The organism is Enterocloster aldenensis, assembly GCF_003434055.1.
Taxonomy (GTDB): Bacteria; Bacillota; Clostridia; order Lachnospirales; family Lachnospiraceae; genus Enterocloster; species Enterocloster aldenensis.
Genome location: NZ_QVEX01000017.1, coordinates 77,273 through 93,119, shown reverse-complemented (window position 1 = coordinate 93,119; position 15,847 = coordinate 77,273). Strand labels below are relative to the sequence as shown.

Here is a 15,847-nt window from a genome sequence, read left to right as displayed (position 1 = left end):
TATAGCGGACAAATATGTGGAATGATAGTGATGGTTGCTGGAAGTTCTGGAATCCGCTGGGGGCAGGGGGGAGACCCCTTTCTTCTTTATTATGCATGCCTTATCGTAAGAGAAATTTAGTATTATTTTCCCCTATTTTATGCTATACTCTCGATATATGTACATTTTTGCAGCAATGGGATTAAGAACAGGGAGGGAGACCGCAGGATGAAAATCAAGATTTCCAATTATATAGCAGCCAGACTGGTGGAGGCAGGAATCTGCCAGGCGTTCATGGTGACCGGGGGAGGCGCCATGCACCTGAACGATGCCCTGGGCCACCAGGAAGGGCTGCACTGTATCTACAACCACCACGAGCAGGCCAGCGCCATGGGGGCGGAGGCTTATGCGAGGATCCACAACAGGATTGCCGCCCTTTGTGTCACCACGGGGCCAGGGGGAACCAACGCCATTACCGGAGTGGTAGGAGGATGGCTGGATTCCATTCCCATGCTGGTGCTTTCGGGCCAGGTGCGCTATGACACCACGGCACGTTTCTCAGGGGTGGGGATCAGGGCCATGGGCGACCAGGAATTTGACATCTGCAAATCCATTGACTGTATGACCAAGTATTCCGAGATGGTAATCGACCCCATGCGTATCCGTTACTGCCTGGAAAAGGCATTGTATCTTGCCAGGTCAGGCCGTCCGGGACCATGCTGGCTGGATATTCCGCTGAATGTCCAGGGCGCATTTGTGGAAGAAGAGGAATTGGTGGGATTTGATTCCGCGGATTATGAGGCTGGCGGGGACGGCTGGGCAAAGGCCGGGACCATGGAGCATGCACAGGGCGGCGCTGGGAGCGCAGAGGCCGCCTGCGGGGACGGTCACAGCCACAAGATCCTTCAGGACCAGGCCGGCCATGGAGAACACCGCCAGGTGCTTCCGGGCAAAGTAAAGCCATCTGTTGCACAGGAGATTATTGACAGGATAAGAAAGGCCGCCCGTCCGGTCATCAATGCGGGGAACGGCATCCGTATTGCGGGCGCCCATGAGATATTCATGGATGTGGCGGAGAAGCTTGGGATTCCGGTCATTACCGGATGGGACAGTGAGGACTGTATGTATGACGCCCACCCCCTGTACGTGGGCCGGGCCGGCAACATGGGGGACAGGCCTGGCAATTTCGCCATCCAGAACAGTGATTTGGTGCTGTCCATAGGAAGCCGCTTAAGTATCCGGCAGGTTGGGTATAATTATAAGACCTGGGCAAGGGAGGCATTTGTTATTGTCAATGACATTGACGAAGAGGAGCTGAAGAAGCCGTCCATCCATGCAGACATGCCTGTCCATGCAGATGCAAAGGATTTGCTGGAGCAGCTTAATCTTGCCCTGGATGATGTGCTTGCGGCAGAGGCGGACCGGCTGCCTGAGAGCCTGAGCCGTCCTGGCAGAAAGCAGATATTTGATGGGGGAAAAGGCCTTAGGGAAATGAACTGGAGCCAGACCTGCGCCATGTGGAAGGAACGCTATCCCGTTGTCCTGCCAAAGCATTTTGAACACGGGGATGAGGCGCCGGTCAATGTATATGCATTTATTAAGGAAGTAAGCAGCCGTCTGAAGGAAGGCCAGATTACCGTGGTAGGTAATGGGTCTGCCTGTGTGGTGGGCGGACACGCGTATGTGCTTAAGAAGGGACAGCGTTTTATCTCCAATTCAGCCATCGCAGCCATGGGATATGACCTGCCTGCAGCCATTGGGGCCTGGGCTGCATCCAGGAAAAACCAATGCTACAGCATGGGAAGCGATAAGACCGGGGATGACCTGATACTGGTTACAGGGGACGGCAGCCTTCAGATGAATATCCAGGAGCTGCAGACCATCATCCATCACAGGATGAATATAAAGATTTTCGTGATTAATAACGGCGGTTACCATTCCATCCGCCAGACCCAGAAGAACTTCTTTGGGGAACCGCTGGTGGGAATCGGCGTGGACAGCGGGGATTTAAGTTTCCCGTGCCTTGAAAAACTGGCCGGGGTTTATGGATACCCATACAGGGCGGCAAGGCATAACAGCCAGCTGGCCCAGGCAGTGGAGGAGACGCTTGACATGGAAGGACCGGTGATTTGTGAGGTGTTTGTCTCTATGGACCAGAACTTTGAACCCAAATCATCGGCCAAGAGACTGCCGGACGGCACCATGGTGTCCCCGCCCCTAGAGGACCTGTCCCCATTTCTTCCTGAGGAAGAGATGGATGGGAATATGATTATCCCAAGGGTCAGGGAATAACAGGAATCCACGGATTCTGGTCCGGAACAATGGATTTTTATCCGGAATAACGGATTCCGGTCCGTAAAATGAACAGCAGGAGTGAAGGATTATGCGGATAGTTGTGACCGGAGCCACCAGCTTTATCGGGCTGGCGGTTATAGAGAATCTGCTTCACGGCGGTCATGAGGTGCTCGCCGTGGCGCGCCCTGATTCACCGGGGAGGAAGAAGCTGGAAGGAAGGAAGGGAATCCGTATCCTGACCTGCGGGCTGGATCATATCGGGAATCTGACGGATCCGCTGGTCCTGGCAGGACGGCCAGATGGGCCTGGCGGATCCGGAGCGGCCAGGGGTGCGGATGCATGGCTTCACCTGGGCTGGGAAGGCGCGGGCAGCGCCAACCGCCAGAACCCGCAGCTGCAGGCCCGCAATATCGGTTATGCCCTGGAAAGCCTGAGGACAGCGGCAGCCATTGGATGCACCCGGTTCCTGTTCAGCGGTTCCCAGGCCGAGTACGGCATATATCGTACGGTCATGAAAGAGGATGGCGTATGCAGTCCTGTATCAGAGTATGGCAAGGATAAGCTTGAGGTATGCAGGCGGGCTTCAGAGGAAGCGGAAAGGCTGGGCATCACCTATATCCATGCAAGGATTTTCAGCGTATATGGTCCCGGGGACCATCCCTGGTCCCTGGTTTCTACCTGTATCGATACGTTTCTGAGGGGCGGCCATATGGAGATGGGCGCCTGTACCCAAATGTGGAATTTCCTGTATATAACGGATGCGGCCAGGGCTTTGGCAGGCCTTTTGCTTGCCAAAGCCCCCGCTGGCGTGTATAATGTGGCAGGGGAAGATACCAGGCCCTTAAAAGAATATATAGAAGAACTCCATGGTCTCTGTGGAGGGAAAGGCACTTATGAATATGGAAAGCGCCTGCCCAATGCAGAAGGGGTGGTGTCCCTGATGCCGGATATCAGTAAGCTTACAAGGGCGGCAGGTTTCAGGCAGGAAGTATCCTTTGGGGATGGAATCAGGGAAATGCTTAAATTAAGGTATTAAAGGAGACAGACGTATGAAACGATGCATTGCCTGCGGTGCCCCGTTATGGGAGACGCCGTTACTTACGTTAGATAATATGCCGGCCTGTGCCCAGCATATGCCGGATGCCAATGGGCTTGCGGATGACCAGGGGCTTACGCTGGATCTGTGTCAGTGCATGGGCTGCGGACTGGTTCAGTTTGACTGCGAACCCGTGGAATATTACAGGGATGTAATCCGGGCAGGCGGTTTTTCTAAAACCATGGTGGAACTGCGCAGGTACCAGTACAGGAACCTGATTAAGAATTATAATCTGGAAGGAAAGAAGTTCATTGAGGTGGGCTGCGGCCAGGGAGAGTTCCTGAAAGTATTATCAGAATTCCCGGTAGAGGCCCACGGGATTGAACACGACGCCCATCTGGTGGAGCTTGCCAGGGCCCAGGGACTGAACGTGACCCAGGGGTTCACGGAGACAGAGGATACCCGGTTCCCGGACGGTCTTTACGATGCGTTCCTGTCCTTTAATTACCTGGAACACCAGCCGGATCCGGGAACCATGCTGCAGGCCATCTACCGCAATCTGGAGGATGACGCGGTAGGCCTGATTACGGTACCGAGCTTTGAATATATCATGGACCACAGCAGCTATTATGAACTGATCCGGGACCATATTGCTTATTATACATTCGAAACCCTGACCCCTCTTCTGGAACGCAACGGGTTCCTTGTGGAAGAGTGTGAGGTCATTAACAGGGATACCCTGTCCGTGATTGTGAGGAAACGCCCTCAGATGGATACGGACAACCTGTTGGAATGTTATGTGAATCTCCGCAGGGAGATGGAAGGATACATGAAGTATCTGGAAGCATGGAATAAGAAGGTGGCCATATGGGGGGCCAGCCATCAGGGCTTTACCCTGGCAGCCACCACGAAGCTGGGGGAAAAGGCCCGGTATATCATAGATTCCGCACCGTTTAAGCATGGTAAGTTTGCACCTTCTTCCCATCTTCCTATTGTGCCGCCGGATTACTTCATGGACAATCCGGTGGATGCCATCGTAATCACGGCCCCGGGCTACACGGATGAGATTGCGGCCAGCATACGGGATAAGTTCGGCAAGAACGTGGAAATAAGGGCCATGCGCTCAAATCACCTGGAGCTGGTATAAGGATCTGGATGGACGATGGAAATGTTGCAGGGAGGACGATGGATGTGATGTGGACGGATATTGGAGTGCAGCCAGGCGATGGAGAACAGCCGGATACTGAAGTGCGTCCAGGCAATGGAGTGCAGCCGGATACTGAAGTGAGTCCAGGCGATGGAGTGCGGCCGGATACTGAAGTGAGTCCAGGCGATGGAGAACAGCCGGATACTGAAGTACAGCCGGACTCCTCCGGCGCCAGGATTGTCATTACCGGCGCCACCGGATTTATCGGGAGCAACCTGGCCAGGTACTTCCTGGAGCGGGGGGCAATTGTTTACGCCCTGGTGCGCCCGGGTTCTAAAAACAGGGCGGCCCTTCTTGTGCATGAAAATCTTAAAGTTGTGGACTGCGGCCTGGAACACGTAGAGGACTGCATACCGGCCATTGGCCATGCAGACGCATTTTTCCATCTTGCCTGGGGCGGGGTGAACCGGGAGGAAATTGATTCGCCTGAAGTACAGGCCCGCAATGTGTCCGGTTCCCTGGAATGTGTGCGCACGGCTGCCAGGCTGGGGTGCGGTATGTTCATGGACGCCGGCTCCAGGGTGGAGTACGGCGCCGTGGACGGTGTGATGCGGGAGGATGTGGAATGTCATCCCATTAACCAGTACGGCAGGGCCAAATGGGAGTTCTATCAGAAGGCAGCCCCCCTTTGCAGGAAGCTGGGGCTGAATTATTTCCATCTGCGGTTTTTCAGCGTATATGGTTACGGGGACCATCCCTGGTCCATTATCTCCACATTGGTCCGGGATTTGAGGCAGGACAAAAAGGTATCCTTAAGCGCCTGCCTGCATCAGTGGAATTTCATGTATATTGAGGATGCGGTACAGGCAGTATATGAGTTATACAGGCATGGAAGGCCGGAGGGGGAGCCTTGCAGCTATATTGTGAACATAGCTGGTTCGGATATAAGGCCCCTGCGCTCCTTTGTGGAGGAAATCCATGAGATTGTGGGATACAGAGGCGAGCTGGAGTACGGCACATTTGTCCAGGCAAAGGAAGGCGCGCTTTCCATCCGGCCGGATATCTCCAGGCTGTGCAGGCTGACACGGGGCGACTGGAAGGAACAGTATACGTTCCGTCAGGGCATTGAAGAGACTATAGAGAAAGAAGAAGCGTAGAAAGACATGAAGAAAATCAGCGTATTGATTCCCTGTTATAATGAAGCGGAGAATGTAGGCCCTATCAGTAAGGCAGTGACGGACATCATGGAACGTGAACTGTCCCGGTACGATTATGAACTGGTATTTATTGATAATGATTCCACGGATGGGACAAGGGATATCCTCCGGGGCCTGTGTTCAGCCAATCCAAGGATTAAGGCGATTCTTAATGCACGTAATTTCGGCCAGTTCAACTCGCCGTATTATGGGATGCTTCAGGTGACGGGCGACTGCGTTATTGAAATGGTGGCAGATTTCCAGGACCCGGTGGAGATGATTCCAAAATATGTCCATGAATGGGAAAAGGGCTATAAGATTGTCATCGGCATCAAGACCAGCAGCAAAGAGAACCGTATGATGTACTGGCTCAGAAGCTGTTACTATAAGACAATCAAAAAACTGTCGGATGTGGAGCAGATTGAACATTTTACAGGTTCAGGGCTTTATGACAGGGAGTTTGTGGAGGTTTTGAGGAAACTGGACGATCCCACGCCGTTCCTTCGCGGGATTGTGGCCGAACTGGGATACAGGCGCAAGGAAATCCCTTATGAGCAGCCCAAACGCAGGGCGGGCAAGACCCATAATAACTTTTACCGCCTGTATGACGCGGCCATGCTCAGCGTTACTTCCTATACTAAGGCTGGCCTGCGCCTGGCAACCATATTCGGAAGCATCTGTGCTGTCATAAGCATGATTGTGGCCCTGGTGTACCTGGTAATGAAACTGATATGGTGGGACCGTTTCCCGGCAGGCATGGCGCCCATGCTGATCGGGATGCTGTTCCTGGGTTCCGTGCAGCTGTTTTTCATTGGATTTTTAGGCGAATACATTATGAGTATTAACCAGAGGGTGATGAAGCGCCCGCTGGTCATTGAGGAAGAGCGGATTAATTTTGGCAAGGATGTGGATGTCAAAAAAGTCTGCGAAGAAGATAAAGGCGGTGCAGAAGCATGAAATATAAGATTGATGTTGTGCGCATCAGGGAAAACTCCATCACACTGAACGGATGGGCCATCGGCAGGTCGCCGGAAAGCCGCGCCACCTTCCGGGTGGAGGACGGGAAGCACCAGCCTGTTAAGTTCAAACATGTTTCCACCCGGAGGGATGATGTAAGCCAGATATATTATAAGGCGGTCCATGACAGGGAGTTTGGTTTTGATATCCAGTTTCCCTATGAGCGGGGGAAAAGCTACTATCTGCTGATACGGTGCGAGGGGAAGCAGGCTAGGATTAAGTTCAATGAGGAACTGGTTGCAAAGAGGGCCAGCGTGGCACATAAGCGGTTAGAGAAGATTAAGGACCTTATGAACATGGAGACAGTCCATGTGGCCATGGATTTCTGGAAAGAGCACGGCCTTAAGGCCCTGGTACTCAAATCAAAGCACAAGCTTCAGGGAATTGACAATGACTATGATTACAGCGAGTGGTATGACCTTACCAGACCCACGGATGAGGAACTGGCAGCGCAGCGCCAGAAGATATTTGATTTTGAACCCCTGCTGTCCGTGGTGATACCTGCCTATAAGACGCCGGAGCGTTATCTCAGGGAAATGCTGGATTCCATTGTGGACCAGACATACACCAACTGGGAGATATGCATTGCGGACGGCAGCCCCAGGGGACAGGGCCTGGAGCGCGTCCTTAAGAGATACGCTGACAGGGATAAGCGCATCCGTTATGAGATTTTGGGAAGTAACAGGGGGATTGCAGGCAATACCAATGCTGCCCTGGATATGGCCAGGGGTGATTTCGTGATTCTGGCCGACCATGACGATACCCTTCCTCCCCATGCTTTTTATGAGGTGGTAAAAGCCATTCATGAACATCCTGGCTGCCAGGTCATTTACTCGGATGAGGACAAGCTGGACATGGACGGAAAGGCTTTGTTTGACCCGCATTTCAAGCCGGACTTTAACCCGGACCTGCTTACCAGCGTGAATTATATCTGCCATCTCTTCGTGGTCAGGAAGGACCTGCTTGAGAGGGTTGGGGGATTCCGCCAGGAGTTTGACGGCGCCCAGGATTATGATTTCATATTCCGGTGCACGGAAGCAGCCCGGGAGGTTTACCATATTCCCAAGGTGCTGTACCACTGGAGATGCCACCAGGACTCCACTGCCAGCAATCCGGAAAGCAAGATGTATGCCTTTGAGGCCGGTTCCAGGGCCATCATGGCCCACTATGAGCGCATGGGAATCCAGGCGGAGCGGGTGGAAAAAGGCGTGGATTACGGCATTTACCATACTGTTTTCAAACTTCAGGCACAGCCCCTTGTATCTGTCATCATCCCCAATAAGGACCACACCGCGGACCTGGACGTGTGCGTTCAGTCGCTGATGGGAAAGTCATCCTACCGGAACCTGGAATTTATTGTGGTGGAGAATAACAGCAGGGAAAAAGAAACCTTTGAATATTACGGGAAAATGCAGGCAATGCACAGCAATTTCCATGTGGTGACATGGGAAAAAGGCTTTAATTATTCCGCCATCAATAACTTTGGGGCCGGTTTTGCTAAGGGCGAATACCTTCTCCTCCTGAATAATGACACAGAGCTTATAAACCCGGACAGCATTCAGGAAATGCTTGGATTCTGTCAGCGGGAGGATGTGGGAATTGCAGGAGCCAGGCTTCTGTATGAGGATGACACAATCCAGCATGCAGGCGTTGTGATTGGCTTTGGCGGCATTGCAGGACACACGTTCATCGGCCTTCATAAGGCGGAAAACAGTTATTTCCACAGGGCCATGTGCGCCCAGGACTACAGCGCAGTGACAGCTGCATGCCTGATGACGAAAAAGTCCGTGTTTGACGCGGTGGGCGGATTGAGCGAAGAACTGGCAGTGGCATTTAATGACATAGATTACTGCATGAAAGTAAGGGCTCTGGGGAAACTGGTAGTATATGCGCCCTATGCATGCTTTTACCATTATGAATCCAAGTCCAGGGGACTGGAAGATACGCCTGAGAAGGTGGAACGGTTCAACCGGGAAGTCGCTGTTTTTATTAAAAAGTGGCCGGATATCATCAGGAAGGGGGATCCCTATTATAATCCCAACCTGACCCTGCGCAAATCCAACTTTGCCCTCAGGGACCTGCAAAAGGAAAAGATAGGGGAACCATACGACCTTAAGATTTATGAGCAGTTTGCTCCGGAGGATAAGTAGAGTTTATATGAGCTGCACCATAAACAACCCTAAGGGGAACCATAAGAAGGCGACCATCGTCATACCTAATTACAACGGGCTGGCTTTCATGGAGCCGTGTTTTAAGTCGCTGGAGCTTCAGATATGCAGGGATTTCCAGGTCCTGGTGGTGGACAACGGTTCCACGGACGGAAGCGTGGAATGGCTTAAGGAACATGATATCCCGGCCATTTTCCTGGACAGCAACACCGGGTTTTCCGGAGCCGTGAACCGTGGAATCCGTGCGGCTTCCACCCCCTACGTCATTCTTTTGAACAATGATACGGAGCCGGACTGCCACTATGTGGGGGAAATGATTAAGGCCATAGAGCGCTCACCCAGGATATTTTCCGTTAGCTGCAAGATGATACAGCTGTATCATAAGGAACTGATGGATGACGCCGGTGATATGTACAGCCTCCTCGGCTGGGCATACCAAAGGGGCGTGGGACGTCCTTCCTCCGGTTATAACAAGGCGTGCCGCATCTTTTCCGCCTGCGCGGGCGCGGCCATTTACCGCAGGGAAGTATTTCAGGAGATAGGATTGTTTGATGAAATGCATTTTGCCTATCTGGAGGATCTGGATGTGGGATACCGGGCCAGGATTGCGGGATATGATAATATCTACTGCCCCTCCGCAGTGGTTTATCATGTGGGAAGCGGCACCAGCGGTTCTAAGTATAATTCCTTTAAGGTCCGTCTGGCTGCCCGCAATAGTGTTTACCTGAATTACAAGAACATGCCCGCAATCCAGCTGGCCGTGAACCTGGTTCCTATTCTGGCGGGTGTGGGCCTTAAGTATCTGTTTTTCAGGAAACAGGGCTTTGCTAAGGACTATGTGGATGGTCTGATGGAGGGCATTGCAACCGTGGGAAAATGCAGGAAGGTGCCCTATTGTTCCCGGAACCTGCGCAATTATCTGGCCATTGAATGGGAATTGTTTACAGGCACCCTGATTTATATTTATGAGTTCACGGCCAGGCAGCTGGCCAAATTATGAAGTTTTTCGAAATTAAGAGAAATGTTATAGAATAATGCCGTTTTATCATGTATAATAACAACGATATTTACGGTATTAAGGGGAATCCCTGAGAAACCAAGGTGATATACAATGATAAAAGATAACCAGAAAAGGCTGAACCGCCTTCACATTCTGCTGGATATTTTGGTCACGTCCGCAGCCTATGCCCTGGCATGGTTCATTGTGGTCAGCGGCAAGGTACTGCCGGTGGACGTCGGGGTGCTGAAACCTCAGATATATTTTATGGCGCTTGTGTTCATAGTGCCGGTTTATCTGGTTCTGTATGCCAGTTTCCATCTGTATGTACCCAAACGGATACAAGGACGGCGTTCAGAATTTGCCAATATCTGTAAAGCCAACGTCATTGGCCTAATGATTTTTACGTTCGTGCTGTTTGGAGCGCGAAGGTTCATCCAGCATAATGAATATTTTTCCACCAGGATGCTGCTGGCATTTTTTGTTTCCAACATTATCCTGATGGAAACAGAGCGGATGTGCATACGGCTGTTCCTGCGTTCCCTGCGGACCAATGGATACAACCAGAAACATGTCCTGCTTATCGGTTACAGCCGTGCGGCAGAGGGATTCATTGACAGGGTCAGTGTGAATCCGGAGTGGGGGTATCATGTCCAGGGAATCCTGGATGACCATCAGGTACCGGGATATGCATACAGGAAGGTTCAGGTCCTGGGCCCCACGGACCATCTGGAGACATTCTTAGCTTCCAATACACTGGATGAAATCGCAATTACGCTGAGCATAAAGGAATATGCCAATCTGGAGCAGATTGTGGCAGCCTGCGAGAAGTCGGGCGTGCATACAAAGTTTATTCCCGATTATAATAATATAATACCAACCATACCTTATATGGAAGACCTTCAGGGACTTCCGGTTATCCATATCCGCAGGGTGCCCCTCACAGGGGTATTCAATGCCACCACGAAACGGATAGTGGATATTGTCGGCGCCTTGTTTGGTCTGATTGTGTTTTCACCGGTCATGCTGCTGACGGCAGTGCTGATTAAGATTACGTCTCCTGGTCCGGTGTTCTTCAGCCAGGAGCGGATTGGGCTTCACAATCATCCGTTTAAGATGTACAAGTTCCGTTCCATGGAAGTACAGGATCCGGGTAAGGAGAAGAAGCAGTGGACTACCCCCCACGACCCGAGAGTGACGCCGGTGGGGCATTTTATACGCAAGACCAGTATCGATGAGACTCCGCAGTTCTTCAATGTCCTCATAGGGGACATGAGCCTGGTGGGACCGCGTCCGGAGCGGCCGCTTTTTGTTGAGAAATTCAAAGAGGAAATCCCGCGCTATATGATTAAGCACCAGGTACGCCCCGGTCTGACGGGATGGGCCCAGGTGAACGGATACCGGGGGGATACATCTATTACCAAACGGATTGAACATGATTTGTATTATATTGAGAACTGGAGCATCGGTTTTGACTTTAAGATTATGTTTTTAACCGTATTTAAAGGATTTATTAATAAAAATGCATATTGATATGCATGCCGTATACGTTTAAAATACTCCTATGAAGCCTGGCGTGGCCATGAGACACGCCTTGGTGCTGCATGAGGGAATGAGGATGGACGAATGAATCGTGATTTAGAAAATGGATTTGGACAGGAAGATGAAAGACTGAGAAGCCGCAGCAGACAGCGCCGGGACAGCGCTGGCATTGGGGCTGATTCAGATACAGCTTTTCCCAGACGTTCCAGAGCCGGAGCCGAAGACGGCAGTACAGGCCGCCCGGCAGGAGCCGGGGGCAGGCCGGGACCGGCTGTCCGGGGCAGGGATGGACGGGAAGCATATACAGGCCAGGAAGCAGGGAGCCGCGCAGCGGCGGAAAACAGGGCGGCAGGAAGCCGCGCAGCATCCGGGAACCGGGCGGCGGGAAGCCGTGCAGCAGCGGAAAACCGGATGACGGGAAGCCGTTCCGCAATGGAGAACCGTATGTCAGGAGGCCGTACAGCGGCAGGCGGACCCATGGCGGGAAGTCCTGTGCCGGGCCGCCGGATGGCTGGGACCTCCGGGGCAATTGATGGACGGATGGCCGGAACTTCCGGGGCAGCTGAGGGCCGGATGGCCGTGGGCCGTACATCGGCTGAGGGTCAGGTATCAGGAGGACAGGGACCTGCGGATGGCCGTGTGAATGGAAACCGTGCAGGCGCCGATGTCCGTGCGGCCGGAAACCGTGTGGCGGCCGAGGGGCGTGTGACCGGCAGCCGTGCAGCGGCCGGGGGCCGTGCGGCAGGAAGCCGGACATCAGCCGATGACCGGGTGACAGGAAGCCGGACATCAGCCGATGACCGGGGGGCAGGAAGCCGGACATCAGCCGATGACCGGGGGGCAGGAAGTCCGGGAACAGCCGATAACCGCCCGGCAGGAAGTCCGGGAACAGCTGATGGCCGCATGATAGGCAGCCGTGCAGCGGCAGATAAACGGACAGCCGGGACACGCGGAACAGCTGGGAACCCCATGGCCGGAAAAAGCGGGATGGCGGATAACCGGATGGCCGTAAGCCGTAGAGATACGGATAACCGGATGACCGGGGAACGCGGAACTGCCGGAACCAGGCCAAGCCGCATCTATACGCCGGAGACCAACCTGGGTGAAGACAGGGCGCGCGGTGGCAGGGAGAACGCATTCCGCAGGAATGATAAGGACGGCCCGGATGGTCCGGGCAGGAAATCGGTCCGGGAAGCCGCGGCAGCAGATTCTTCGGGAAATGGCGGCAGAAGGAAAGTCAGGACCATTGTGGCTTTGATTATAGCAGAAGTGTTCGCACTGCTGATTATATTCGGCGCCAGGTATGTCCTGCAGCAGGCCAACCGGATCCAGAGGGATCCAAATTTTAAGATAGAAGATGAGACCAACCCGTACCTGGCAATTGACAAGGTTGAAAACATGCAGGGATATTGGACGGTGGCTCTTTTTGGCGTGGACAGCCGTGACAATTCCCTGGGCAAAGGGAACAATACGGATGTCATCATCATTGCCAATGTAAACCAGGCAAACGGTGAGATTAAGCTGGTCAGCATATTCAGGGATACGTACCTGAACCTGGATGATGACGGCACCTATAATAAGATTAACCAGGCATATGCCAGGGGAGGCCCCAAGCAGGCGATTAAGGCCCTGAACAAGAACCTGGATATACAGATTGACGATTACGCCACCTTTAACTGGAAGGCGGTAGCTGATTCCATCAACATATTGGGCGGTGTGGACATAGAATTGAGCAAGGCTGAATTTTATTATATCAATGCATATATCACAGAGACCGTTGAAGCCACCGGCGTTGCATCCCAGCATCTGAAATCAGCGGGCATGAACCATCTGGACGGTGTCCAGGCCGTGGCTTATGCAAGGCTTCGTAAAATGGATACGGATTTTGCAAGGACGGAACGCCAGAGAGAGATTATCCAGCAGTGCTTTGTCAAGCTGAGACAGGCAAATTTCTCAGTGATTAACAATGTAATGGAAGTTGTATTTGAGCAGATTCTCTCCAGCGTGACCCTGAATGATATCATTCCGGCTGCCAAGAACCTGACAAAATATACCATTGTGGATACCATGGGATTCCCGGCTGCCAGAAGCGATGCCAATATGGGCAAGAAAGGCGACTGCGTAATCCCGCAGACACTGGAGAGCAATGTAATTGAGCTTCATAGGTTCCTGTTCGGCGAAGAGGACTACCAGCCCAGTGACATGGTTAAGAATATCAGTAAAAAGATATCAGCCGATTCAGGGCTGTATAAGGAAGGAAAGCCCATTGAAAGCGTAGGAACGGACGGCGGATATATTCCAAAGCCCACAGAACCCTCCAGAAGCACGGAGCCGTCCACTTCCAAGGAAGAGGAGGATGAATCCGGGTCCAGTACGTCCGGGACAGACGAGAGCGTTCTTGACTACGAAAATGAATGGGACCTTGAAACGGATGAATTCGGCCATGTCATAGACCCGCCGGAAGACTATTATCCCGGAGGCACCAGGCCTTCATCCGGAACCAGGCCCGGCGGAAGCGGCTCAGGCACCATCCCGTATCCTGGATACACTACGGCGCCTGCGGATGAATCCAATGGAAACCTGACTTATCCTGGTTCCTCCACATCTCCTGGAGATAGCAGTACGGGACCGGGAGCAATCACGCAGCCATATCCGGGAAGTACCGCCGGGACCACCCAGGCCTATCCCGGAAGCACCAAGGCCCCTACGGCACCTTATCCCGGAAGTACCAAGGCCCCAACGACGCCTTATCCGGGAAGCAACAGCCAAAACACTGCGCCGAGTCCGGGAAGCACCAACGGAACCACGGCGCCCAGTCCGGGCGGCAGCAGTGATGAATATGTACCAGGCGGTCCAGGCTCCATTATCATTGGGCCGGGACAATAGCATCAGGGACCAGCAGGAAACTTTTAGGATCTGCTGGTCCTTTATGTTATACTATATTTAGAAAATGGTCACATTTTTATCACAAATCACTGCTACAGTATAATCTGAACACATGTGAGGATGAGAAAGGGGATACTTGGATGTACAATAACGATCAGGAATACGGATGGAAGTCTTATGACAACCAGGGATATGATGACCGTCAATATAATGGGGCGCAGACAGGGCCGGGATTTCCAGGAGGACAGGGCCCATCCTATAATCAGGGGCCTTCCTATGACCAGCGTCCTCCAAAGAAAAAAGGAGGCCTGCTAAAAAAAGCAGCCCTCATAACGGCTGGCGCTGTTCTGTTCGGCACGGTGTCGGGCGGGGTCATGGTGGGGGTTAATATTGCTGCCTCCAGATATCTGGATATCCATGCGTCAGCGGATGCCCCGGCCAGCCAGGCGGCTAACCCGCCCGCCACGGAACCTGACCAGGGGCAGGCGGATCAGAAGGGCCAGGACAATAACGGCTCCCAGCAGAAACCAAATGGGGCGGCAGTGGCGGATGTCTCGGATATTGTGGAGGAGGCCATGCCCACCGTGGTGGCAATCACCAGTACCACTGTATATCAAAGCAATAACTTCGGCTATGGCTGGTTTTTCGGAGGACCGCAGACTTATGAGGTTCCCAGCAGCGGTTCAGGAATCATTATAGGGGAAAACGACAAGGAGCTTCTGATTGTCACGAATAATCACGTGGTGGAGGAATCCACCTCCCTGAAGGTTTCATTTATTGATAATGAGGTGGTGGACGCGGCCATCAAGGGAACGGATGCAGAGACAGACCTGGCAGTCATATCCGTCCCCCTGGAGCAGATTAAGGCAGATACCAAAAGTAAGATTTCCATTGCCAAGCTGGGGAATTCAGATGAGCTGAAGGTGGGACAGGGTGTCGTTGCCATTGGCAATGCGCTGGGGTACGGACAGTCTGTCACGGTTGGATATGTGAGCGCACTGGACCGTGAAGTCCGTGTGTCCAACAACTCCACCAGGACCCTGCTGCAGACAGACGCAGCCATTAATCCTGGCAACAGCGGGGGCGCGCTTCTCAATATGAAGGGAGAGGTGGTCGGCATCAATGCGGCCAAGTATTCCTCCACGGAGGTGGAAGGCATCGGTTATGCAATCCCCATTTCCAAGGCGCAGGATATCATGAGCCAGCTGATGAACCGGAAGACCATGAATCCGGTGGCGGAGGAAAAACGCGGATATCTGGGTATCCAGGGCACCAGCGTGGACGAGGAAGCCGCTAATTCATTCGGAATGCCCAGGGGCGTCTACATTTACAAAATCCTGGACGACGGTGCGGCGGCTGTGTCGGATCTGCGGGAAAAGGATATCATCACAAAGGTGGACGGCCAGTCTGTGAAGACCATGCCCCAGCTTCAGGAGCTGCTGGCCTGCTATGAACTGGGAGAGCAGATTGAGCTTACGGTCCAGACACAGGCGGGCGGTCAGTATGAAGAACGGACCGTGTCCGTGACGCTTAAGGCAATGCCGGAGGAATCCAGCCAGAATGTACTTCAATAAAATGAAAATG

Annotated in this window: 10 protein-coding genes; all 10 read left to right on the top strand. The window is 52.9% G+C overall.

Translation table 11 applies throughout. The features are described 5' to 3' along the window. Positions 1-207 precede the first annotated feature (207 nt). The 10 genes from DWX59_RS23780 (at position 208) to DWX59_RS23735 (ending at position 15,837) form a co-directional block, all read left to right on the top strand. Positions 208-2,271, top strand: a complete 2,064-nt coding sequence (locus DWX59_RS23780; protein ID WP_117562211.1) for a thiamine pyrophosphate-binding protein — start codon at positions 208-210, stop codon at positions 2,269-2,271. Positions 2,272-2,362: 91 nt separating this feature from the next. Next, positions 2,363-3,310, top strand: coding sequence for an NAD-dependent epimerase/dehydratase family protein (locus tag DWX59_RS23775; protein WP_117562209.1), 948 nt, complete (start codon positions 2,363-2,365; stop codon positions 3,308-3,310). Positions 3,311-3,323: 13 nt separating this feature from the next. Next, entirely contained in the window at positions 3,324-4,457 is a 1,134-nt protein-coding gene (locus DWX59_RS23770; protein ID WP_117562207.1) for a class I SAM-dependent methyltransferase, read from the top strand. 8 nt (positions 4,458-4,465) lie between these two features. Further along, a complete protein-coding gene (locus tag DWX59_RS23765) occupies positions 4,466-5,614 on the top strand; it encodes an NAD-dependent epimerase/dehydratase family protein (protein ID WP_235845155.1) in 1,149 nt (382 codons plus the stop codon). Positions 5,615-5,620: 6 nt separating this feature from the next. Further along, positions 5,621-6,610, top strand: a complete 990-nt coding sequence (locus DWX59_RS23760; protein WP_117562205.1) for a glycosyltransferase family 2 protein — start codon at positions 5,621-5,623, stop codon at positions 6,608-6,610. Beyond that, a complete protein-coding gene (locus DWX59_RS23755) occupies positions 6,607-8,820 on the top strand; it encodes a glycosyltransferase family 2 protein (RefSeq protein WP_117562203.1) in 2,214 nt (737 codons plus the stop codon). Before DWX59_RS23760 ends, DWX59_RS23755 begins: the two co-directional genes overlap by 4 nt. A 7-nt stretch (positions 8,821-8,827) precedes the next feature. After that, on the top strand, positions 8,828-9,838 hold the full coding sequence (locus DWX59_RS23750) for a glycosyltransferase family 2 protein (RefSeq protein WP_117562200.1): 1,011 nt from the start codon (positions 8,828-8,830) through the stop codon (positions 9,836-9,838). Positions 9,839-9,949: 111 nt separating this feature from the next. After that, positions 9,950-11,368, top strand: coding sequence for an undecaprenyl-phosphate glucose phosphotransferase (locus DWX59_RS23745; RefSeq protein WP_117562198.1), 1,419 nt, complete (start codon positions 9,950-9,952; stop codon positions 11,366-11,368). A 93-nt stretch (positions 11,369-11,461) separates the two neighbouring features. Beyond that, positions 11,462-14,263: an LCP family glycopolymer transferase gene (locus tag DWX59_RS23740; protein ID WP_117562195.1), complete on the top strand. Its 2,802-nt coding sequence runs from the start codon at positions 11,462-11,464 to the stop codon at positions 14,261-14,263. Between the two features lie 140 nt (positions 14,264-14,403). Next, entirely contained in the window at positions 14,404-15,837 is a 1,434-nt protein-coding gene (locus tag DWX59_RS23735) for a S1C family serine protease (protein WP_117562192.1), read from the top strand. The last annotated feature ends 10 nt before the right edge of the window (positions 15,838-15,847 follow it).